This is a genomic window from Streptomyces sp. NPDC052236 (assembly GCF_044548015.1).
Classification (GTDB): domain Bacteria; phylum Actinomycetota; class Actinomycetes; order Streptomycetales; family Streptomycetaceae; genus Streptomyces.
The window spans coordinates 1-23012 of record NZ_JBIUBL010000044.1; the positions used below are offsets into that span (position 1 = coordinate 1).

Below are 23012 nucleotides of genomic sequence, written 5' to 3' on the forward strand. Positions count from 1 at the left end.
TTTCGGCTTTCCGGCGATTCCAACTTTACCAGAACCTTTTCCGCTTCTGTTACCAGCTTCGGAATTCGATTTCAGTGGCTGTTGGAGAGCCTGTTCGCCTTTCGGCGATTCCGACTTTATCAGAGATTCTGAGTCGGAATTCCCGCCCCGTTCAGGAGAGCCCCAAGCACACGAGTGTGCCGGGCTTCCCGTCTGGGCGGAGCCGTAAACCTACTGGAGCGGAGCGCCTCGATGCAAATCGAGGGCCCCGCTCCAGGGTTGACGTGTCGGACGTCCCGTCAGACCTCGACGACGACAGGGAGGATCATCGGGCGCCGGCGGTAGTTGTCGGACACCCACTTGCCCACCGTCCGCCGGATGAGCTGCTGCACCTGGTGGGGCTCCAGAACGCCGTCCTGGGCGGACTTGTTCAGGGCCTCGTCGAGCTTCGGCATCACGCCGGAGAACGCCGCGTCATCAATGCCGGAGCCACGAGCATGGATGTTCGGGCCACCGACGATCTTGCCGGTGGTGCTGTCCACGACCATGAAGACCGAGATGATGCCTTCTTCGCCCAGGATGCGGCGGTCCTTGAGGGACGTCTCGGTGACATCGCCGACCGACAAGCCGTCGACGTACACATAGCCCGCCTGCACCTTGCCGACGATCTTGGCCTTGCTGTCGACAAGGTCAACGACGACTCCGTCCTCGGCGATGACGATGCGGTCCTTCGGGACGCCCGTCAACGCGCCGAGTTCCGCGTTGGCGCGCAGGTGGCGCCATTCGCCGTGGACCGGCATCAGGTTCTTCGGCTTGCAGATGTTGTAGAAGTACAGCAGCTCGCCCGCCGAGGCGTGGCCCGAGACATGGACCTTGGCGTTGCCCTTGTGGACGACGTTCGCGCCCCACCGGGTCAGGCCGTTGATCACTCGGTAGACCGCGTTCTCGTTGCCCGGGATGAGCGACGACGCCAGGATCACCGTGTCGCCCTGGACGATGCGGATCTGGTGGTCGCGGTTGGCCATCCGGGAGAGCGCTGCCATCGGCTCGCCCTGGGACCCCGTACAGACCAGCACGACCCGCTCGCCGGGGAGGTCGTCGAGCGTCTTCACATCCACGACCAGGCCGGCCGGGACCTTCAGATAGCCCAGGTCGCGGGCGATGCCCATGTTGCGGACCATCGAGCGGCCGACGAAGGCCACGCGCCGGCCGTACTCGTGGGCAGCGTCCAGGATCTGCTGGATGCGGTGCACATGGCTGGCGAAGCTGGCCACGATGATGCGCTTCTGGGCGTTCGCGAAGACCGTGCGCAGGACATTGGAGATGTCCTTCTCCGGCGGGACGAAACCGGGGACCTCGGCGTTGGTCGAGTCGGAGAGGAGAAGGTCGATGCCCTCTTCGCTGAGCCGCGCGAAAGCGTGCAGGTCGGTGAGGCGGCCGTCCAGCGGGAGCTGGTCCATCTTGAAGTCGCCGGTGTGGACGACCATGCCCGCGGGAGTACGGATGGCGACCGCGAGAGCGTCCGGGATCGAGTGGTTGACCGCCACGAACTCGCAGTCGAAGGGGCCGATGCGCTCGCGATGGCCCTCCTTGACTTCGAGGGTGTACGGGCGGATGCGGTGCTCCTGGAGCTTCGCCTCGATCAGGGCGAGCGTCAGCTTGGAGCCGATGAGCGGGATGTCCTCCTTCTCGCGGAGCAGGAAGGGGACGCCGCCGATGTGGTCCTCGTGGCCGTGCGTGAGCACAATGCCGTCGATGTCGTCCAGACGGTCCCTGATGGACGAGAAGTCCGGCAGGATCAGATCGATTCCGGGCTGCTCCTCCTCCGGGAAGAGCACGCCGCAGTCGACGATCAGCAGACGGCCGCCGTACTCAAAGACGGTCATGTTCCGGCCAATTTCGCCGAGACCGCCGAGCGGAGTGACGCGCAGGCCGCCCGCGGCCAGCTTCGGCGGGGCGCCGAGTTCAGGATGCGGATGACTCAAAAGACTCTCCTCACCACGGACGCCACGCACCGCTGAGGCACATGGCGTACGTGACATTCATGCACTTGCTGCTATGTGTACCGACACCGTTTGGGCCGGTTCTTCTTGCGTATTCAGTTGCGTATTCAGTTGTGAAGGCTGTGCTGAAGTTTGTGGTGAATCTGTTCAGAGCTGTACCCCGCCGGCGGCGAGGTCGACCTTGAGCTGGGCGGTTTCCGCCTGGGAGAGCTCCACCAGGGGGAGCCGGAGCGGTCCGGCCGGGAGGCCCTGGAGGGCGAGCGCCGCCTTGGTCGTGATGACGCCCTGGGTACGGAACATGCCGGTGAAGACCGGGAGCAGCTGCTGGTGGATCTCGGTGGCCTTCTGGACGTCACCGCTGAGGTGGGCGTCGATGAGGGCGCGGAGCTCCGGGGTGACGAGATGGCCGACGACCGAGACGAAGCCGACCGCGCCGACCGAGAGCAGCGGGAGGTTCAACATGTCATCGCCGGAGTACCAGGCGAGACCGGTGCGCGCGATGGCCCAGCTGGAGCGGCCGAGGTCGCCCTTGGCGTCCTTGTTGGCGACGATGCGCGGGTGCTCGGCGAGGCGGACCAGTGTCTCGGTGTCGATCGGGACGCCGCTGCGGCCGGGGATGTCGTAGAGCATCACGGGCAGCTCGGTCGCGTCGGCGATGGCCGAGAAGTGACGGAACAGGCCCTCCTGCGGGGGCTTGTTGTAGTACGGCGTGACAGCGAGCAGGCCGTGTGCACCGGCGCGTGCCGCGGTGCGGGCGAGCTCGACGCTGTGGCGGGTGTCGTTGGTGCCGATCCCGGCGACGACATGGGCCCGGTCTCCGACCGCGTCCAGCACAGCCCGTACGAGCTGATCTTTCTCCGCGTCGCTGGTGGTCGGCGACTCGCCGGTGGTGCCGTTGACGATCAGGCCGTCGTTGCCTGCGTCCACCAGATGGGCGGCGAGTCGCTGAGCGCCGGGGAGGTCGAGTGCGCCGTCCGCCGTGAACGGCGTGACCATGGCGGTGAGGACCCGCCCGAAGGGCGTCTGCGGAGTGGAGAGTGGAGCCATGGGTAACACGCTACTCGCTGCTCAGTACACAGTGTCCCCTCGGGGGACGTGACGTACGACGACGTACGACGTGGCAAGAGGAGCCCGGCACTGCCTGCTCGGGGGTTCAAGCAGTGCCGGGTCCGTTTGATCAGCCTAGATGAACTTCACGAAACGCCGCAATACGGACACTTCTCGGGCGGCCAGTACATCTGTCCCCCAAGCCGATGCCCAAGCCGATGCCGGTGCCGGTGGCTTACGGGGCGACGCGACCGTTGGCGTTGAAGGCAGCGTGGGTGAGCGGCATGAGCTCCGCCCAGTGCGCTTCCATCTTCTCGCCGACCATTTCGATCTCCCGCTGCGGGAAGGACGGCACCTTCGCCTGCTCGTGCTGGGTGCGCAGGCCGAGGAAGTGCATCAGCGACCGGGCGTTGCAGGTCGCGTACATCGAGGAGAACAGGCCGACGGGGAGGACGGCGCGGGCGACCTCGCGGGCGACGCCCGCGGCCAGCATCTCCTGGTAGCTCTCGTACGACCGACGGTACGAGTCCTCCATGGACTCCGTGACAAGCTTTTGCTGGTCAGGGGTGCCGTCGACGAATACGTACTTGCCCGGACGGCCCTGCTGGATCAGCTTGCGGTCCGCACCGGGGACGTAGAAGACGGGCTGGAGCTCCCGGTAGCGGCCCGACTCCTCGTTGTAGGACCAGCCGACCCGGTGCCGCATGAACTCGCGGAAGACGAAGATCGGGGCGCTGATGAAGAAGGTCATCGAGTTGTGCTCGAAGGGGCTGCCGTGGCGGTCCCGCATCAGGTAGTTGATGAGCCCCTTCGATCGCTCCGGGTCTTTCTGGAGCTCCTCCAGGGACTGCTCGCCCGCCGTGGAGACCCGGGCCGCCCACAGCACGTCGGAGTCTCCGGCGGTGTGCTTGACCAGCTCGACGGTGACATCGCTGCGGAAACTGGGGGTGGTGGTCTCGGCGGGGCTCTCAGTCACCTAGGGGGTCCTTCCAGGGGCTTGTCTCGGGCGGCGTCCACTCTAGACCACCTCTTCGCGACGGTTTCTTGGGCCGATTCGGCGAAACATGGCACCGATTTCCCCTGCCACTCGTCTCACTCAGTAGCAGCACAGCAGCACCAGTGGCTGCGTCCAGTCACGAGTTTCATGAGTTCCACGAGTTCCCGGGAGAGTCCCTGATGTTCCGCCGGCGCGAGGCCGTTCCGTTCACATTCGTCGCCGAGGCCGACCGCTTCAGCAGTAACGTCACTCCGCCACGCCCGGAACGTCCCAGCCTGTCGCAGCTCGTGAGCCGTACGCTGATCGGCCTGACCATCGTCTGCGGACTGGTCGGCTCGCTCCTCCTCGGGCTCCCCTCGCTGGAGACCGGACAGGCTCAGGGACGTGCCCAGCAGTCCCAGGCGTCCGATGCGCGCTGACGCGTCGTGACTCTCCCCCACACCCCCATGGCCCCCTGGGGTGGTCGGGTAGTTGCCGTCTCGGTAGCCTCACCCGTCACAGCCCAATCGAATGTGCTGGTGAGTGAGGATCAGTCGTGCCCCTGCCTTTCCTGACGGCCGACCGTGCGTCTGGCGAAACCGCCGAGAATGCCGACGAAGTCGCTTTGCCCCTCGACGACCACGACCAGTGGCGTCGTCCGTACCGTCCGGGTCCCTGGCGGGTGGCGGCGGCGGCGATGCTGTTGCTGCTCGCCTCGTTCGTACTCCTCGCGGCGATGATCATCGCGTTCGCGGGCGCTGTGCCCGGCGCGGGAGCCTGCCTGGGCCTGGGCCTCGCCCTGATCGCCGCTTCGCTGCGGCTGCTGCGCGTGGGTGTCTGGGTCAGCAGGCACGGAGTGCGGCGCGTGGGGTTCTTCTTCACGACCACGGTGGCGTGGAACCGCGCCACCGCGGTGCGCACGGTGCAGCAGCCGGTGCGCTGGGCGGGGCTGCCGCGGACCGTACAGGGGCAGGCGCTCCTCCTCGTACGGGAAAGCGGTGAGCCGCTGCCGCTGCTCACCGATCACAACGCGGACTTCCTGTCGCGCCCCGAGGCCTTCGACCGGGCCGCCGACACCATTGAGGCGTGGGCGGACGAGTACCGGCAGACCGCCTGATTAACGACTCTGGTTGCGGTGATCCCCCTGACCACCGCAACCATCAATTGAGGAACCACAGCGGCGATCAACCACGTCCGCGAGAGCGGCGCCGGTTTAGGCGCAAAGAGGGGTGCAACGTGATCGCCCGCTGCATCGCCTTGCGTGCGCGAGGGGTGTCGCGGGCGTCGTGGTACGCCACAGCGAGCCGGAACCAGCTGCGCCAGTCCTCCGGCGCGTCCTCGGTCTCCGCGCGGCGCTTGGCGAACACGGCGTCCGCCGAGTCCCGGTCGATACGGCCCGCGGCGGTGCGCACCAGCTCGTCGACCGGCAGGCCGCCCTCCGCCTCCAGCTCGGCCGCCAGCTGGTTGGCCTTGGTGACGAACTGCGTGTTCTTCCACAGGAACCAGATCCCGATCACCGGCAGGATCAGCACCGCCACGCCGAAGGTGACGGTGAGCAGGGTGCCGTGGCGTAGCAGCATCACGCCACGGCTGCCGACCAGGACGAAGTAGACGACCAGGACGGCGGCTGTGACGAAGTACGTGATCTTTGCGCGCATGTGGTTCAGCCGGCTCAGTTGAGTTCGAGGAAGTGTTCGAGGCCGAACGTGAGGCCGGGAGTGGAAACCACGCGGCGGGCACCGAGCAGGATGCCCGGCATAAAGCTGCTGTGGTGCAGGGAATCGTGCCGGATGGTGAGCGTCTCGCCCTCACCGCCGAGCAGGACTTCCTGGTGGGCGAGGAGCCCGCGCAGCCTGATCGCGTGCACGGGGACGCCGTCGACGTCGGCGCCGCGCGCGCCGTCCAGCGCGGTAACGGTCGCGTCGGGCTGCGGCGCGCAGCCCGCCTCGGCGCGGGCCGCCGCGATGAGCTGGGCGGTGCGTGTCGCGGTGCCGCTCGGGGCGTCGGCCTTGTTCGGGTGGTGCAGCTCCACCACCTCGACGGACTCGAAGTAGCGGGCCGCCTGCTGCGCGAACTTCATGGTCAGGACCGCGCCGATGGAGAAGTTCGGCGCGATCAGCACCCCGGTCCGGGGGGACGCGGCGAGCGAGGTGTGCAGCTGCGCGAGGCGTTCGTCGCTCCAGCCGGTGGTGCCGACGACCGCGTGCATGCCGTGGCGTACACAGAAGTCGAGGTTGCCCATCACCGACGCCGGGGTCGTCAGCTCGATCACGACCTGGGTGCCGGACTCCACCAGGGCTTCCAGCTTGTCGCCCCGGCTGAGCGCCGCGACCAGTTCCATGTCGTCGGCGGCTTCCACAGCTCGTACGGCTGCGGAGCCGATACGGCCCCGGGCCCCGAGAACGGCCACGCGCAGCTTGCTCATTGCTCTCTTCGCTCTCTTCCTTACGTTGGGACGGGTCAGGAGACCGCTTCGTGGAGACGGTCCGCCTGCTTGTCCTTGAGCGGGCCGATCACCGACAGCGAGGGACGCTGTCCCAGGATGTCGCGCGCCACCTCGCGCACCTCGTCGGGGGTGACTGCGGCTATGCGGGCCAGCATGTCATCGACGGACATCTGGTCGCCCCAGCACAGCTCGCCCTTGCCGATGCGGTTCATCAGCGCGCCCGTGTCCTCCAGGCCCAGCACCGTGGAGCCGGAGAGCTGGCCGACGGCGCGGCCGATCTCCTCGTCCGGCAGACCGTCCGTGGCGGCCCGGTCGAGCTCGTCGCGGCAGATCTTCAGTACGTCGTGGACCTGGCTGGGGCGGCACCCCGCGTAGACGCCGAAGAGCCCGGTGTCGGCGAAGCCGGAGGTGTACGAGTACACGCTGTAGGCGAGGCCGCGCTTCTCCCGTACCTCCTGGAACAGGCGCGAGGACATACCGCCGCCGAGCGCGGTGTTGAGCACCCCGAGCGCCCAGCGGCGGTCGTCGGTGCGGGCCAGGCCCGGCATGCCGAGGACCACATGGGCCTGCTCGGTCTTGCGGTTCTGGTGCTCGACGCGGCCGGCGGTGCGCAGGGAGCGCTGCCCGTCGCGGGGAGCGGTGGGGACCGCGTCCGTACGGGAGAGGGCGCCGGCCTGCTCGAAGGCGCGGCGGACCTGGCGTACGACCGTGGCGTGGTCGATGTTGCCCGCGGCGGCGACGACCAGGTGGGTGGGGTCGTAGTGCTTCTTGTAGAAGCGGCGGACGCGGTCCGCGGTGAGCGCGTTGACGGTGTCGACGGTGCCGAGGACCGGGCGGCCCAGGGGACTGTCGCCGAACATGGTCTGCGCGAACAGGTCGTGGACACAGTCGCCCGGGTCGTCCTCGGTCATCGCGATCTCTTCGAGGATGACGCCGCGCTCGGCTTCCACGTCCTCCTGGAGGATCAGCGAGCCGGTGAGCATGTCGCAGACCACGTCGATGGCGAGCGGCAGGTCGGTGTCGAGCACCCGCGCGTAGTAGCAGGTGTACTCCTTCGCCGTGAAGGCGTTCATCTCGCCGCCGACCGCGTCGATCGCGGAGGAGATGTCGAGGGCGGAGCGCTTGCTCGTGCCCTTGAAGAGGAGGTGTTCGAGGTAGTGGGTGGCGCCGCCCAGGGACGGCGTCTCGTCTCGGGAGCCGACGTTCGCCCAAATGCCGAAGGTGGCGGAGCGTACGGACGGCAGGGTCTCGGTGACGACGCGCAGGCCGCCGGGGAGAACGGTGCGGCGGACCGTGCCGATGCCGTCCTTGCCCTTGAGAAGCGTTTGGGTACGGGCGACGGCCCGCGCCTCTGAAGAGGTGCGGGCCGTCGTCGTGGAACTACGCGACGTCACTGGTCGGTGTCGTCCTTCTTGTCGTCAGCGGCCTCTTCGCCCTCGACCACGGGGATCAGGGAGAGCTTGCCGCGGGAGTCGATCTCGGCGATCTCGACCTGGACCTTGGAGCCGACCGCGAGCACGTCCTCGACGTTCTCCACGCGCTTGCCACCGGCGAGCTTGCGGATCTGCGAGATGTGCAGCAGGCCGTCCTTGCCCGGGAGCAGGGACACGAACGCGCCGAAGGTGGTGGTCTTGACGACCGTACCCAGGTAGCGCTCGCCGACCTCCGGCATGGTCGGGTTGGCGATGCCGTTGATCACGGCGCGGGCGGCCTCGGCCTGCGAGCCCTGAGCGGCGCCGATGTAGATCGTGCCGTCGTCCTCGATCGTGATGTCGGCGCCGGTGTCCTCCTGGATCTGGTTGATCATCTTGCCCTTGGGGCCGATGACCTCACCGATCTTGTCCACGGGGATCTTGACGGTGATGATCCGCGGGGCGTTCGGGGACATCTCGTCGGGGACGTCGATGGCCTCGTTCATCACATCGAGGATGTGCAGACGGGCGTCGCGGGCCTGCTTCAGCGCGGCGGCCAGGACCGAGGCGGGGATGCCGTCGAGCTTGGTGTCGAGCTGGAGCGCAGTCACGAACGTCTTCGTACCGGCGACCTTGAAGTCCATGTCGCCGAAGGCGTCCTCCGCACCGAGGATGTCGGTGAGGGCGACGTAGTGGGTCTTGCCGTCGACCTGCTCGGAGATCAGGCCCATGGCGATGCCGGCGACGGGGGCCTTGAGCGGCACACCGGCGTTCAGCAGCGACATGGTCGAGGCGCAGACCGAGCCCATGGACGTCGAGCCGTTGGAGCCCAGCGCCTCGGAGACCTGGCGGATCGCGTACGGGAACTCCTCGCGCGACGGCAGCACCGGCATGATGGCGCGCTCGGCGAGCGCGCCGTGGCCGATCTCGCGGCGCTTGGGCGAACCCACGCGGCCGGTCTCACCGACGGAGTACGGCGGGAAGTTGTAGTTGTGCATGTAGCGCTTGCGGGTCACCGGGGAGAGGGTGTCCAGCATCTGCTCCATGCGGAGCATGTTGAGGGTGGTGACGCCCAGGATCTGGGTCTCGCCACGCTCGAACAGCGCCGAGCCGTGCACGCGCGGGATGGCCTCGACCTCGGCGGCGAGCGTACGGATGTCCGTGACGCCACGGCCGTCGATGCGGATCTTGTCCTTGATGACGCGCTCGCGGACGAGCTTCTTCGTCAGCGCGCGGTACGCGGCGGAGATCTCCTTCTCGCGCCCCTCGAACTGCGGGAGCAGCTTCTCGGCGGCGATCTCCTTGACGCGGTCGAGCTCGCTCTCGCGGTCCTGCTTGCCGGCGATGGTGAGCGCCTGGGAGAGCTCGCTCTTGACGGCGGCGGTCAGCGCCTCCAGTACGTCGTCCTGGTACTCCAGGAAGACGGGGAACTCGCCGGTGGGCTTGGCGGCCTTGGCGGCGAGGTCCGACTGAGCCTTGCAGAGCGCCTTGATGAAGGGCTTCGCGGCGTCGAGTCCGGCGGCGACGATCTCCTCGGTGGGAGCCTCGGCGCCGTCCGCGACGAGCTGGATCGTCTTCTCGGTGGCCTCGGCCTCGACCATCATGATCGCGACGTCGCCGTCCTCCAGGACGCGGCCGGCGACCACCATGTCGAAGACGGCGTCCTCGAGCTCGGTGTGCGTCGGGAAGGCGACCCACTGGCCCTTGATCAGGGCGACACGGGTGCCGCCGATCGGGCCGGAGAAGGGCAGGCCCGCCAGCATCGTGGAGCAGGATGCGGCGTTGATCGCGACCACGTCGTACAGGTGGTCGGGGTTGAGCGCCATGATCGTCTCGACGATCTGGATCTCGTTGCGCAGGCCCTTCCTGAAGGAGGGGCGGAGCGGGCGGTCAATGAGGCGGCAGGTGAGGATCGCGTCCTCGGAGGGCCGGCCCTCACGCCGGAAGAAGGAGCCGGGAATCTTTCCGGCTGCGTACATCCGCTCCTCGACGTCCACCGTCAGAGGGAAGAAGTCGAGCTGGTCCTTGGGCTTCTTGGAGGCGGTGGTGGCCGACAGCACCATCGTGTCGTCGTCCAGGTACGCCACGGCGGAGCCGGCGGCCTGCTTGGCCAGGCGGCCCGTCTCGAAGCGGATGGTGCGGGTGCCGAAGGTTCCGTTGTCGATAACGGCCTCGGCGTAGTGGGTCTCGTTCTCCACTAGCGTTTTCTCCGATACATATCGTCTTTGTCGCCCCCTCGCCCGTGTGGCGGGGGACGGTGGCGGAGAAGCTCTCGTTCTGCGGGCCGGTCTTCGATCGAAGCACCCGGGGGTGTGGTCTCCGGGGGCCACTACCGAGGACCGGCGGCGGGGAGGCGGCTTCTCGCCCGTTCAGTTTTGCTGTATGCGATCCAGACTAATTGCCGTGCGGTGCGTCGCGCACGTACAGCAAGGAGCTACAGCAAAGACGTACAGCAAAGGGAGCGGCCCCCGATGAGGTGGGAACCGCTCCCTTCATGCGTCTTACTTGGCACCGCCGGCCGCACCGCGGCGGATGCCCAGGCGGTCGACCAGCGCACGGAAGCGCTGGATGTCCTTCTTGGCCAGGTACTGCAGCAGGCGGCGGCGCTGGCCCACCAGGATCAGCAGACCACGACGGGAGTGGTGGTCGTGCTTGTGCAGCTTGAGGTGCTCGGTCAGGTCCGAGATACGGCGGGTGAGCATCGCCACCTGAACCTCGGGGGAGCCGGTGTCGCTCTCCTTGGTGCCGAACTCGGTCATGATCTGCTTCTTCGTAGCGGCGTCGAGAGACACGCGGTACTCCTCTTTTGGTGTTCGATGCGCCTGCGAGTGCCCCTGGTCTTGTTCTCAGGAGGACTTCTGTGACTCGGAGGCGAAGGTCCGATGAGCGCAGCCCCCAGAAAATCCGGGTGCGCGTACACAAACGGCCGTCACACAGCGTACCAGTCCGGGAGAGCGTCTCTTACGGGCCTGCTAGCTGATCCTGCTAGCTGGTCAGGGAGCGGGCCGCGTTGTAGACGTCGAGCACGGCGAGGCAGAGGGGGACCAGGGAGAGTAGCACCGCGCCCTCGGTGAGGTCGAGCAGGCGTCCCCAGAAGGGGGAGAGTCCCTTGCGCGGGATGATCAGGCCGATCGCGGTGACCATGGCGGCGCCCGCGGCGACGGCGGCGGTGAGCCAGATCGTACGAATGTCCAGGGCGCCCCGGTCTTCGTACATCAGCAGGTCCTTGACCAGGTCCGCGGGCGGGTTCAGGGACAGGCCGAGGATCAGCAGCGCGATCGCGACGATGCCCGCCATCAGCGTGCAGGCGACCTGCGAGGTGTAGCGGAAGAGCCGGGCGCGCAGCAGCATCGCCAGGCCCGCGGCCAGGGCGAGGAACTGGCCCCAGACGCTGTCGGAGAAGCCGAGTACGGCGGCGCAGCCGATGACGACCGCGGCGCAGCCGCCGACCAGGCCGAGCAGCATCTCGTGGCCGCGGCGGGCCTGGGCGGCGATCCGCTCGGCGTCCACGGGCTGGGGCTCGGGCGTCTCGTTCGGGTCGGAATACGTTTCGGCGTCGTAGTCGTCGGCCGCGCTGCGCGGCGCGGCGTAGCCGATGGGCAGCCGGGCGAAGCGGGCGGAGAGGCCGGGCAGGAAGGCGACGAGCCCGATGGCGACCGGGGCGACGGCGGCGGCCGTATTGGTGGCGGACGACTCACGCACGATCATCAGGAACGTCGCGAGGGTGCCGGTGGCGGCGAGGAAGGTGGCCGCGACGAACGGGGCGTCACCACTGGGCGTGAGCGCGACCAGGGTGACCGAGGCGATCAGGACGGCCACACACCCGAGCAGGAACTGCAGGCGTCCCGGTCCCGCGCCGGCGTCCGGGCCGACGATGCCGGAGCCCGCGATCAGCAGCAGCGGGAGGGCGCCGAGGCCGAGGGCGACGGCGGTGGCGCGGTCCGCGTACACCCTGGCCCGTACGCCCGCGAAGGCGGTGAGCAGCAGTCCGGCGGCGCCCGCGATGATGCCGGGCAGGCTGTGCATGTCGTGGCGGACGGGGTCGGCGAACCAGAGCACGAAGCCCATCAGGACGAGCAGCACTACGCCGCCGACCAGACCGGCGCCGCGCAGCAGGTCGTCGCTCCACAGGTGGCGGTCGCGCACCACGGCGGAGGCGACGGCGTCGGAGACGTCGTCGAAGACCGCGGGCGGCAGCGACTGGGCGAAGGGGCGCAGGCTGAGGACTTCGCCGTCGAGCACCTGCTGGGCGGTGAGCGAGCGGGCGCCGTCGAGTACGGTGCCGTCGCGGCGTACCAGGTGGTAGCCGGTCGGGGTGCCCGGGGACTGGGTCTGGCCGGTGAGGCGAAGGATCTCCGGGTAGACGTCGGCGACGGCGATGTCCTCCGGGAGGGCGACATCGATACGGCTGTCCGGCGCCACGACGGTGACGCGGCAGAAGCCGGTCGCTGCGGTCGTACTCACGTTCTGGACCCCCTGATTCGCGGTTGCGCACGGTGCGCGCGCCACCCTACCGGGACGTGCCGGATCGGTCTGCACGTAGGATCACCGTCGCGCGGAGGGGAGCGGGCCGAACCCGGTGACGGGGCGTCGGTGCGGAACCTGCCCGTCCGTCTTCCGTCCGTATTGAGGGATTGATGCTCCGGTGAGCCAGATCGTCGTGAAACGCCCGCCGAGGTCGCTGCCGCCTGAAGTGCCCACGCAGGAGCTGGCCCTGGAGGCTCCTCCGGAGCTGCCGCGGGGTCAGCAGGAGGGCATGCTGATGCAGATCCTGCCGGTCCTCGGCATGGGTTCGTCGGTGGTCTTCTTCTTCTCGCCGCAGGCGCCTCCGTTCATGCGCATCATGGGTGTGCTGATGCTGGTCTCGACCGTCGCGATGGTGGTCGCCCAGGTCGTCAGACACCGGCGCGGTACACAGGGGCAAATGGCAGATGTCCGCCGGGACTATCTCAAATACCTTGCGCAGACCCGGCGTACGGTGCGTAAGACCGCGCGCAAGCAGCGCGACGCGCAGCTGTATCTGCACCCCTCTCCCGAGCAGCTCTGGTCCGTGGTGGCCGAGGGTTCGCGGGTATGGGAACGGCGCGTGGGCGACAACGACTTCGGGCAGGTGCGCGTCGGGCTCGGCTCGCAGCAGCTGGCCACTCCGCTGGTCGCTCCGGACACCGCGCCGGTGGACGAGCTGGAGCCGCTGTCGGCGGGTGCGATGCAGCAGTTCCTGGCGGTGCACGGTTCGCTGGACGGGCTGCCGATGGCGGTCTCGATGCGCGCCTTCTACCACGTGACGGTCTCCGGTGAGCCGGAGTCGGCGCAGTCGGCGGCGCGGGCGCTGGTCGCCCAGCTGGTGACGCTGCACTCCCCCGAGGATCTGATGGTCGCCGTGGTGGCGGCGCCGGGCGCGGTCGCGCGCTGGGACTGGGCGAAGTGGCTGCCGCACACGCAGGTGCCGGGGCAGGTGGACGGCGCCGGTACGAAGCGGCTGTTCGGCGACGACCTCGGTGAGCTGGAGCCGTTGCTGCACAGCAGGGTGGAGGGCCGGCCGCGGTTCAGCCGGGAGAACCAGCCGGTGCTGGACCAGCCGCACATCATGGTCGTACTGGACGGCGGGATGGTGCCACCGGACTCGCTGTTCGCGGCGGCCGAGGGCCTGCAGGGCGTGACCATCGTGGAGGTCGTCTCCGGCGATCTGGACGAGCCTCGCGGCGGCCTTTCGGTGGTTGTGCGGCCCGGGCGGCTGCGCCTGGAGTCCGGGTCCCGCGTCGCGTACGAGGGTGTGCCGGACGGCATATCCCTGCCGGCCGCCGAGGCGCTCGCGCGTCAGCTGGCGCCGCTGCGGATGGGCGGGGGCGACGACGACGAGCCGCTGCTCGCCAACCTGGACTTCACCGATCTGCTGAACCTGGGCGACGCGGGTTCGATCGATGTGGCCCGCACCTGGCGGCCCCGGTCGGTCGCCGAGCGGCTGCGGGTGCCGATCGGCGTCGGCGAGGACGGCCAGCCGGTCATGCTGGACCTCAAGGAGGCCGCGCAGGAGGGCATGGGCCCGCACGGGCTGTGCATCGGCGCGACCGGTTCCGGCAAGTCGGAGCTGCTGCGGACGCTGGTGCTCGGCCTGGCGGTCACGCACACCTCGGAGACCCTGAACTTCGTCCTCGCGGACTTCAAGGGCGGCGCGACCTTCACCGGCATGTCGCAGATGCCGCATGTCGCCGCGGTGATCACCAACCTCGCGGACGACCTCACCCTGGTCGACCGCATGGGTGACGCGATCCGCGGTGAACTCCAGCGCAGGCAGGAGCTGCTGCGTTCGGCGGGCAACTACGCCAATATCCACGACTACGAGAAGGCGCGCGCCGCGGGCGCCGCGCTGGAGCCGCTCGCCTCGCTCGTCCTGGTCATCGACGAGTTCTCCGAACTCCTCACCGCCAAGCCCGACTTCATCGACATGTTCATCCAGATCGGCCGGATCGGCCGTTCGCTGGGTGTGCACCTGCTGCTCGCCTCGCAGCGTCTTGAGGAGGGCAAGCTGCGCGGTCTGGACACCTACCTCTCGTACCGGATCGGTCTGCGGACCTTCTCGGCGGCCGAGTCGCGTACGGCGCTGGGTGTGCCCGACGCGTACCACCTGCCGTCGGTGCCCGGTTCGGGGTTCCTGCGGTTCGGCACCGACGAGATGACCCGCTTCAAGGCGGCGTACGTCTCCGGTACGTACCGCACCGGCGGCCCGGATCTGTCGGTGGGTCAGCTGCCCATCGAGCGGCGGCCCGCGCTCTTCACCGCGACGCCGGTGCCGGTGGTGTACGCGGCCCCCGACCCGGCCGCGCTGGCCGCCGCCCGCGCCGCCCAGGACGAGGCGCTCGCGGACACGGTGCTCGATGTGATCGTGCGCCGCCTGGAGGGGCAGGGTGTGCCCGCCCATCAGGTGTGGCTGCCGCCGCTGGAGCAGGCGCCCACGCTGGACCAGTTGCTGCCCGGTCTGGCGCCGACCGCCGACCGTGGGCTGACCTCGACCGAGTACACGCGTCCCGGCGGTCTCACCGTGCCGCTCGGCCTGATCGACAAGCCCTTCGAGCAGCGCCGCGCGGTGCTGTACCGGGACTTCTCCGGTGCGGCGGGCCACATGATGGTCATCGGCGGTCCGCAGTCCGGGAAGTCGACCCTGATGCGGACGCTGATCTCGTCGTTCGCGCTCACCCACACCCCGCACGAAGTGCAGTTCTACGCGCTCGACTTCGGCGGCGGCGGTCTGTCCTCCCTCTCCGACCTGCCGCATGTGGGCGGCATCGCCTCGCGCCTCGACCCCGAGCGGGTGCGCCGCGCGGTCGCCGAGGTGCTGGGCGTGCTCAACCGGCGTGAGGAGTTCTTCCGCGCCAACAACATCGACTCCATCTCCACCTACCGGCGCAAGCGCGCGGCGGGCGAACTTCCCGGCGAGGCCTGGGGAGACGTCTTCCTGATCATCGACGGGTGGGGCGGTTTCAAGAACGACTACGACATGCTGGAGCCGGTCGTCGCCGATCTGACGGCGCGCGGTCTGGGCTACGGCATCCATGTCGTCATCACCGCCGCCCGCTATATGGAGGTGCGCGCGGCGCTCAAGGACCAGATGCTGGCGCGGCTGGAGCTGCGCCTCGGTGACGTCATGGACTCCGAGTTCGACCGCAAGGTCGCGGCGAATGTCCCGGCCGGGGTGCCGGGCCGTGGCCAGGTTCCGGAGAAGCTGCACTTCATGACGGCTCTGCCGCGTATCGACTCGGTCAGCAGCTCCGTCGATCTGTCGGAGGGCACGGCCGCCTTCGTCCAGTCGGTCAAGGGGAACTGGGCCGGTCCTCCGGCGCCGGCGATCCGGCTGCTGCCGCGCCGGATGCCCGCCGAGCAGCTGCCGAAGGGGTTCGAGTTCCCACAACACGGCATCGCGATCGGCATCGACGAGACGAACCTGGAGCCGGTGTTCGTCGACTTCGAGACGGACCCGTTCTTCCTGATCTTCGGCGAGAGCGAGTCCGGCAAGACGTCGCTGCTGCGGCTGATCGCCAAGCAGATCTCCGAGCGCTACACCCCGGAGCAGGCGCGGATCGTGGTCGGCGACTACCGGCGCACAATGCTGGAGGCCGTTCCGGCGTCGCACCTCCTGGAGTACGCGCCGATGACATCGGCCATGGAAATGCACATGGACGCGATCAACACGGTCATGGGCAGGCGCGCGCCGCAGCCGGACATCACTCCGCAGCAGCTGCGGGACCGCAGCTGGTGGACGGGCCCGCAGTTGTTCGTGCTCATCGACGACTACGAACTGGTCGCCACCAACTCGGGCAATCCGCTGGCGCCACTGGTGGAGAACCTGCCGTTCGCGCGGGATGTCGGTATCCGCTTCATCATCGCGCGCAGCGCCGCGGGAGCCTCCCGGGCGATGTACGAGTCGTTCATGCAGCGGATCAAGGAGCTGGGGGCGCAGGGCGTCATCCTGTCCGGCGACCCGGGCGAGGGCGACATTCTCGGCAACGTACGGGCGCGCCCGATGCCGCCGGGGCGCGGGACCTTCGTGTCGCGCAAGCGGGGCGCACCGCTGGTGCAGGTGGGCTGGCTGCCCGATCATTAGGCCGGATCAGTACGGGGAACGGGCGAGATCCGGACGGACGCGACCAGTCGTACGCGTTCCGAGCGCCGATGTGCGGGCCGTGCTGGAGCGTCCGGCCCAGTAGGGTGGTCGCGCACCTCGTTCGACAGATCTGTGGGAGGGACCGCGCCGATGGCCGACGCAAGCGAGAAGGAACGCCAGAAGGAAGAGCTGTACGCCCTCGACATCTCCGGTGTGGAGTGGCTCAGCGCGCCTGGCACCAGCAAGGACGAGGAGCGCGTCGAGATCGCGCATCTGCCCGGCGGAGCGGTCGCCATGCGCTCGTCCCTGGACCCGGATACGGTCCTGCGGTACACGGAGGCCGAGTGGCGCGCGTTCGTACTCGGCGCGCGCGACGGAGAGTTCGACCTCCAGTAGCCGTTCCGGACGGAGACCAAGGCATACGTAAGGGGGTTGCCCGCTGGTGCGGGCAACCCCCTTTATGACTCTCGTCAGTGCATCATGCGGAAGCGGGCGGCATTGCCCTTGTCCGTGTCCTGGTAACCGATGACGGACTCGTCGAGCAGGCGCGCGATGTGGGCCAGGTCCGTGTTCATCCCGGACATGTCCTTCGCGAGCCGGATCTGAATCTCCTGGTACGCCTCTTTCGAGTCACCGTCCCAGTTCCCGGCGACGCGCTTGACGTGCGTCATCAGGGTTTCGAGCTGCTCGTTCAGGTACGAGGCGGTGGCACGGACATCGCCCGCCGCCGTGGTCACTGTGTCGTAATTGACGGCAGTGGTCATTCTTTGCTCCTCATGACGAAGTTCAGCGCTCAGTGCTCAGTGGTCATTGCTCAGCGATGAGCGGATGGGCTCACATGCCGAGGATGGCGCTGCCCTTGGTGTCTTCCATCTTGCGGAAGGACGAAATGCGCTCGTCCTCCTGCGCGCTGAAGCCGTCGGCGCTCATCCTGATGAGGTTCTCGAGGTTCTCGAGGTCGCGCTGCATGCCCCGCAGGCGGTTGTTCACGCGCTGCTGAACCGTGTCGTACTCCTTGCTGGCAGCACCCTGCCAGCCGGCCTGAATACGGTCGACCACGCCGTTGAGCGAGCCGATGCGGCCGTTCAGCTCGGTCTGGAACGTCTGGACCTTGCCCGCAAGGCCGGTAATTTCGCCAGCGGTTACATTCAAGTTCGGGTTGGCCATCGTGCCTCTTCTTCCTTCGACGGTGACGTAGACGGAAGCCGTGTGGATGCCGCCCCCGTGTTATGACCAGCCTTCGCTGAGTCCTACAGTCACTCTAGCCACTTCGTACGACAGTTCCAACTGCAAAGGCAGCAAGGGAGACTTGGCTCACTGCGCCCTTTTGCGCCGGGTGTCCCGGATGACCGTCGCCGTGCCCGCGACGACCGCCACCAGTACGACGCCCAGGCCCAGCGCGTAGGTTGCGTACCGTTCCTTGCGTTCTTGAGAGGTCTCGGACATCGCCAGGAACGCCGGTTGCGGGGCGGGCGGTTTCGAGGGGCCCGCGTCCGCCCGTGGTGCCTGGATCGGGGTGCCGTCGCCGCTCAGGGCGCGCACCGGGTCGATCACGCCCCAGCCGACGTTGGTGTCCTTGCCGTTGATGGAGCGCTCGGCGGTCTGCTCGATCTGCGCGATGACCTCCGCCGCCGTCCACTTCGGGTACTTGGCCTTCAGCAGCGCCGCCACCCCGGCGACGTACGGCGCGGAGAAGCTGGTGCCGTTGTCGACGCACTGGCCACCGCCGGGGACGGTCGAGACGACGTCCACGCCAGGGGCCGCGACCCCGACGAAATCGCCCCGCTGCGAGAAGGCCGCACGCTCGTTGTTGCGGTCGGACGAGGCCACGGCGAGCACGCCGGGAAACGACGCGGGATAGGTGTTCTTCGCCTTGCCGTCGGTGCCGTCGTTCCCCGCGGAGGCGACCACGACGATCTCCTTCGCTATCGCCCGCTGCACGGCCTGGCCGAGCCGGCCGTCGAGCGAGAGCGCCTTCGTCGTGTCCTGGGAGATGTTGATGACATCGGCTTCCTTGGCGATGGCGTGGTCGATGGCCGTCGCCATCGTCTTGTCGCTGCCGCTGTTCTTCTCGTCGTTCTGGCGGATCGGGATGATCGTGGCCTCGGGCGCGAGGCCGACGAAACCGGTGCCCGCGCGCGGGCGCGCGGCGATGATCCCGGCGACCTTGGTGCCGTGGCCGACCTCGTCCACCGTGCCGTCGGTCTTGCCGCGCTGTTCGTCGGTCGACGACGGGTTCTCCTTGTCGGGCGCGAGCAAGTCCTTGCCCGCGGCGGCGTCGACAGCCGACTTGAGCTGGGGGTTGACGTCGTCCACGCCGGTGTCGATGACGGCGACCCGGACGCCCTTGCCCTTGGTGTCCTGCCAGAGCTCGTCGAGCAGGACCCGCTGGAGCGGCCAGGGGATGCCCTCGATCTGCTTCTTCATGGGGAAGGTGCACTCGCCGCTGCCGTTGACGCGGACCGCCGCCTGCGGGACCTCGTCGGCGTACGCGGCCGGGGTCAGGGCCAGCAGTCCCGTCAGCGCCGACAGGCCCGTCAGCGCCGCCGCGGTGGTCAGCAGGGCACTCTTCCTGCTCAGGTGCGCCATCGCTCGCGTCCCCATCCCTTACGAACCCTGCGGCTGACGCGCGCTGTTGGTGTCGAGCCGAGGCCCCTTGGACAGGAACTCCGACCAAGTGATCGGGACGAGGGCCGGAGTGACCTTCTCGTAGCCGAGGCGGATCTGCGCCTGGCTGGGCTCGGGGCGGCCGTCCTGCTGGCTCTCCTGGTCGCCCGTGCCGATGTCGGAGCGGTCGGCGTCACTGTCACCGTTCGCCTGGACCGCGTACCGCAGCCCGGTGTCGGTCACCAGGAAGAGCGAACCGTCGGGCCTGGTCTGCTTGCCCTGGACCTGGGTGTAGAGCAGCCCGGTCCCGGGGGTGACGTAGGTGCTGGTGCCACCCGCGGTGATCTCGGCGGGGTACGCGGGGCCCGCCCACGTCGACAGGGTGGTGCCGCCCTTGTCGTCCACCGTGCGCAGCACGCTGCACACGGTGTCGCGCTCGCCGCTCGCGTCGTTGACCTGCTGGGCCTTGAGCGCGGGCCAGCGGTAGTCGGCGCCGAAGTAGTCGGAGTCGGCGTCGCTGACCGAGGGAGCGTCGACGGTGGCCGCCTTGCCGTTCATGTTCAGCGACGCCGTCTGCGGCGAATTGATGAGAAGCCAGGCGGTGAAGTCGGAGACCGGCTGGAGCTTGCCCGCCAGGACCACATAGTGCTGCGGGCCGCTGCCGGTCTGGGCCTGGAGGACCATGCCGATACGGTCCTCGGACGGGGTGAGCCCTGAACCCGCTCCCGCTTTGTCGCCGACCGTGCCCGGGACCGGCGGGAACGCGACCGTACTGCCGACGTGCAGAGTCGCCAGCCAGTCGTCGGTGACGGACTGCGGCTGCTTGTCGATGCCGACGAGCGTGCCGGTCAGGCCCTTGTCCGCTTCCTCGGCACTGATGGGGTACTTGGTGCCCTTCGCGTCCACGAGGTAGCGCTGGCGGCCCTTCTGCCCCTGGACATAGAGAACCTGACCCCCGCTCAGCTTCCGCTCGCCCTCGGTCCGCTCAAGATCACGGTCGCCGAGGACGAAGGTCGCCTTCTGTACGGTGTCGCCCTTGCCACCGCCGGGCTGCTCGCAGACCGCCCAGCGCTTGGCCTTGGCGGCCTCCTTCTCGCTGGGCAGCCGGTCGGGCGCGTACGGGATACCGAGGATCGGCCCGCGCGGGGGCTTGCCGGCGTCCAGGATGTCGTCACTGACCTGGATCACCTTGAACTGCTGCGGGGTGAGCAGCAGCCGGGCGGAGGCGAGGTTCAGTACCGGGTGCAGCAGGGTCTTCTTCGCCTTGCCCGTGCCCGTGGTCAGCACCACATAACGGGTGGTGGACCCCTTGCCCACGATCACTCGGGTGCCGGGCTGGGCCCAGTCCTTGGGCGCCTTGGGCTTGAACATGCCGAAGGCCCCGAAGCCCGCGAGTATCAGCACCCCGACGATGATGCTGGGGAGAACCGCGCGCATCGGGCGCGGCGCCCCCTCCTCCGTACCCGTGGCGGAGGGTTGGAGGAATGACGCCACCGTGCGCTTCTTCGCGAAGGTGTACGCGTTGAGCTCATCCCGCCGTGATGCCATGAGTCCCCATTGGTAAAGAAGGCACTGTCTCCCCGTGGGGACCTCATGGTGTTCCTGGTCCCCGGGCCCTGGTTGTCGGACCGGCCCCCTACTATGCCTGTTGATCGATGGTGGTTGTGGGGCGGGTAGGCTGATCCAGCCCTCAGAAGCCTTGCTGGGCAGGGCTGGACAGGGGTGATCGGGATGAATTGGGTCCTAATGAACCGGGGGGTGCCGGAATAATGACTTCCGCGACACGGGTGCGGCCCGCCGCCCACGGTCAGACCCCCGCGCAGCCCGCCGCGCCGTCCCCGGGACCGGCCGCACCGCGGCTGAGACCACGCCCCGGGCACTTCGGTTCGTTCCGACTGCAACAACTCGTACTGATCGAGATCGCCGCGGCGCTGCTGCTGGTCGCCTGGGTGATCGATGCCCTGCTGCTGGTTCCGGCCGCCGCGGTGGCGGCGGTGCTGGTGGTGCTCGCGCTGTTGCGCAGGCACCGGCGTTCCCTGCCCGAGTGGCTGGCCACCGTCTTCGCGCTGCGCGCACGCACGCGCCGGGCCGCCTCGCTGGTCCTTCCGCCCGATACGGAACCGGGGCTCGCGCCCGTCGTGGAGTGCGACCCCGCCCTGCGGACGTACACCTACAGCGACCGCGACAGACGCCCGGTGGGCATGATCGGCGACGGTACGTTCCTGACGGCCGTGTTGCAGGTCGAGTCGGACGCGACGGCGCTGCGGCCGGACCGGACGGCCAGGCCGCTGCCGATGACTCTCATACGTGATGTGCTCGACGTCGATTCGATCCGGCTGGAGTCGGCGCAGATCGTCCAGCACACCCAGCCCGCGCCCGCGCCGCATCTGCCGCAGCAGTCGATCGCCGCGCGCAACTACGCGCCGTTGCAGGCCCAGACCGGGTCACCGTCGATCCGGATCACCTGGATCGCGCTCAAGCTCGACCCGGAGCTCTGCCCCGAAGCGGTGGCGGCGCGCGGCGGCGGTCTTGAGGGCGCGCAGAAGTGTCTGGTGCGCAGCGCGGACCAGCTGGCGAGCAGGCTGACCGGCGCCGGGTTCCGGGCGACCGTGCTGACCGAGGAGGAGCTGACGGCGGCCGTCGCCACCTCCTCCTGCGCCAGTCCGATGGCCATCGCGCAGGCGGGCCGGGCGGAGACGCCCACGCGGCGCACCCAGGAGACCTCGCGCACCTGGCGCGTCGACGACCGCCGCCACACCACGTACTGGGTGGGCCGCTGGCCGCAACTGGGCGGCGGCGGGGCGTCGATGCCGCAGCTGGTCGCCCTGCTCACCTCCATACCCGCGCTCGCCACCACCTTCAGTCTCACTGTGGGCCCCGGTGACCGGCAGGGTGTGACGGTCACCGGACATGTCCGTATCACCGGGCGCAGCGACGAGGAACTGGTCACCGCCCGCCATGAACTGGAGCGCGCCGCCCGCGGCGTCAAGACCGGTCTGGTACGGCTCGACCGTGAGCAGCTGCCCGGGATGCTCGCCACACTGCCGCTCGGGGGAGCCCGCTGATGCCCGCACCCGCTGCCAAGCCTCGTATCGGCTTCGGACTCATCGGACCCCGCCGCGACCGGCACGCGCTGTCGGTGGACCAACTGGCCTCGCTCGCGCTGCCGGTCGGTGACGACGGCGTGGTCATCGGTGTGGACGCCGAGAACAGACCCGCGGTGCTCGGTATCAACCGCCCCACGGCGTACGACGTCACGCTGATCGGCGGCCTGTGGACGGCGCAGGTGCTCGCGCTGCGGGCGGCCGCGACGGGCGCGCGGGTCACCGTCGAGACCGGCCGGACGGCCGCGTGGACGACGCTGGCGCAGGCGGCGGGCGGCGGGCAGCAGTGCATCTCGCTGCACGATGTGGGGCGGGTGCCGCCGCAGGGCGCCTCGGCCGGCAGTCCGGTCGTCGTGGTGCGGGACTGCGGGATGAGACCGCCGCGCGGGCGGGTGGTCTCGGGTCCCTGGCAGTCGGTGGTGACGCTGCTGCCGTATCTGAGCCCGACGGCGCCGCGGCTGATGGAGAAGTCGGGTCTGGTGGGCATCCAGCGCGTCTCGCCGGACGAGGCCGCGCAGATCGCCCGCATCATGCACCTCCCGCGGCCCGAGGCCGAGGCGCTGTCCACACTGTCGGACGGCGTCACTCTGTGGTGTACGGCGCGGGACCGCCAGTTCGTCATGACGCAGGCCACGGACGCCGAGACCGGATTGCTGGGCAGCGCTCGCCGGATGGACTGAGCGGACGGGCTGAGCGGTCGGGCTGAACAAACTGCCTGCTTCCCGCTGCCGCGGCGCGTTCTGTCACACTCAGGTGGCCCGGGGCAGGGCGTGATGTGCCGGACAGCAGCCGACGGGCGGACGGGCCTGCCGTACCGAGGTTATTGGCGATTAGGGTGG

Annotated in this window: 19 protein-coding genes; 6 read left to right on the top strand and 13 right to left on the bottom strand. The window is 68.9% G+C overall.

What is annotated here, in order from left to right:
• Positions 1-278: 278 nt before the first annotated feature.
• From ACIHCQ_RS41430 to thyX, 3 genes are all read right to left on the bottom strand, one after another.
• Positions 279-1964, bottom strand: coding sequence for a ribonuclease J (locus ACIHCQ_RS41430; RefSeq protein WP_399674170.1), 1686 nt, complete (start codon positions 1962-1964; stop codon positions 279-281).
• Between the two features lie 165 nt (positions 1965-2129).
• The gene (gene dapA, locus ACIHCQ_RS41435; protein ID WP_399674171.1) at positions 2130-3029 is read right to left on the bottom strand and encodes a 4-hydroxy-tetrahydrodipicolinate synthase; all 900 of its coding nucleotides are present in this window, start codon (positions 3027-3029) and stop codon (positions 2130-2132) included.
• Positions 3030-3264: 235 nt separating this feature from the next.
• Positions 3265-4005: an FAD-dependent thymidylate synthase gene (thyX, locus tag ACIHCQ_RS41440; RefSeq protein ID WP_399674172.1), complete on the bottom strand. Its 741-nt coding sequence runs from the start codon at positions 4003-4005 to the stop codon at positions 3265-3267.
• 200 nt (positions 4006-4205) lie between these two features.
• On the opposite strand from thyX, the gene ACIHCQ_RS41445 reads away from it, so the two are divergent.
• Both ACIHCQ_RS41445 and ACIHCQ_RS41450 read left to right on the top strand, forming a co-directional pair.
• Positions 4206-4445, top strand: coding sequence for a hypothetical protein (locus ACIHCQ_RS41445; RefSeq protein WP_399674207.1), 240 nt, complete (start codon positions 4206-4208; stop codon positions 4443-4445).
• 116 nt (positions 4446-4561) lie between these two features.
• Entirely contained in the window at positions 4562-5122 is a 561-nt protein-coding gene (locus tag ACIHCQ_RS41450) for a hypothetical protein (RefSeq protein WP_399674173.1), read from the top strand.
• A 67-nt stretch (positions 5123-5189) separates the two neighbouring features.
• Here ACIHCQ_RS41450 and ACIHCQ_RS41455 read toward each other — a convergent pair whose 3' ends face one another.
• From ACIHCQ_RS41455 to eccD, 6 genes are all read right to left on the bottom strand, one after another.
• Positions 5190-5663 (bottom strand): hypothetical protein, encoded by a 474-nt coding sequence (locus tag ACIHCQ_RS41455; protein WP_399674174.1) that lies wholly within the window; start codon positions 5661-5663, stop codon positions 5190-5192.
• 14 nt (positions 5664-5677) lie between these two features.
• Complete coding sequence (gene dapB / locus ACIHCQ_RS41460) at positions 5678-6430, bottom strand: 4-hydroxy-tetrahydrodipicolinate reductase (protein WP_399674175.1); 753 nt, start codon at positions 6428-6430, stop codon at positions 5678-5680.
• 35 nt (positions 6431-6465) lie between these two features.
• On the bottom strand, positions 6466-7845 hold the full coding sequence (locus tag ACIHCQ_RS41465; protein ID WP_399674176.1) for a M16 family metallopeptidase: 1380 nt from the start codon (positions 7843-7845) through the stop codon (positions 6466-6468).
• Positions 7842-10061, bottom strand: coding sequence for a polyribonucleotide nucleotidyltransferase (locus ACIHCQ_RS41470; protein ID WP_399674177.1), 2220 nt, complete (start codon positions 10059-10061; stop codon positions 7842-7844). Before ACIHCQ_RS41470 ends, ACIHCQ_RS41465 begins: the two co-directional genes overlap by 4 nt.
• A 303-nt stretch (positions 10062-10364) precedes the next feature.
• Entirely contained in the window at positions 10365-10655 is a 291-nt protein-coding gene (gene rpsO / locus ACIHCQ_RS41475; RefSeq protein ID WP_399674178.1) for a 30S ribosomal protein S15, read from the bottom strand.
• A 193-nt stretch (positions 10656-10848) separates the two neighbouring features.
• Entirely contained in the window at positions 10849-12327 is a 1479-nt protein-coding gene (gene eccD, locus ACIHCQ_RS41480) for a type VII secretion integral membrane protein EccD (RefSeq protein WP_399674179.1), read from the bottom strand.
• A gap of 181 nt (positions 12328-12508) precedes the next feature.
• On the opposite strand from eccD, the gene eccCa reads away from it, so the two are divergent.
• On the top strand, positions 12509-16462 hold the full coding sequence (eccCa, locus tag ACIHCQ_RS41485; protein ID WP_399674180.1) for a type VII secretion protein EccCa: 3954 nt from the start codon (positions 12509-12511) through the stop codon (positions 16460-16462).
• 150 nt (positions 16463-16612) lie between these two features.
• On the top strand, positions 16613-16858 hold the full coding sequence (locus tag ACIHCQ_RS41490; protein ID WP_399674181.1) for a DUF397 domain-containing protein: 246 nt from the start codon (positions 16613-16615) through the stop codon (positions 16856-16858).
• Positions 16859-16932: 74 nt separating this feature from the next.
• On the opposite strand, the gene ACIHCQ_RS41495 is transcribed toward ACIHCQ_RS41490, so the two are convergent.
• From ACIHCQ_RS41495 to eccB, 4 genes are all read right to left on the bottom strand, one after another.
• On the bottom strand, positions 16933-17226 hold the full coding sequence (locus ACIHCQ_RS41495) for a WXG100 family type VII secretion target (RefSeq protein ID WP_399674182.1): 294 nt from the start codon (positions 17224-17226) through the stop codon (positions 16933-16935).
• A gap of 70 nt (positions 17227-17296) precedes the next feature.
• Entirely contained in the window at positions 17297-17629 is a 333-nt protein-coding gene (locus tag ACIHCQ_RS41500) for a WXG100 family type VII secretion target (RefSeq protein ID WP_399674183.1), read from the bottom strand.
• Between the two features lie 147 nt (positions 17630-17776).
• Positions 17777-19051, bottom strand: a complete 1275-nt coding sequence (gene mycP / locus ACIHCQ_RS41505; RefSeq protein WP_399674184.1) for a type VII secretion-associated serine protease mycosin — start codon at positions 19049-19051, stop codon at positions 17777-17779.
• 18 nt (positions 19052-19069) lie between these two features.
• Positions 19070-20617 carry a type VII secretion protein EccB gene (eccB, locus tag ACIHCQ_RS41510; protein WP_399674185.1) on the bottom strand — a complete coding sequence of 516 codons (1548 nt, stop codon included), beginning with the start codon at positions 20615-20617 and terminating at the stop codon, positions 19070-19072.
• 221 nt (positions 20618-20838) lie between these two features.
• Between eccB and eccE the strand changes: the two genes are divergently transcribed.
• Both eccE and ACIHCQ_RS41520 read left to right on the top strand, forming a co-directional pair.
• Entirely contained in the window at positions 20839-22134 is a 1296-nt protein-coding gene (eccE, locus tag ACIHCQ_RS41515; protein WP_399674186.1) for a type VII secretion protein EccE, read from the top strand.
• Entirely contained in the window at positions 22134-22853 is a 720-nt protein-coding gene (locus ACIHCQ_RS41520) for a hypothetical protein (RefSeq protein WP_399674187.1), read from the top strand. Before eccE ends, ACIHCQ_RS41520 begins: the two co-directional genes overlap by 1 nt.
• The last annotated feature ends 159 nt before the right edge of the window (positions 22854-23012 follow it).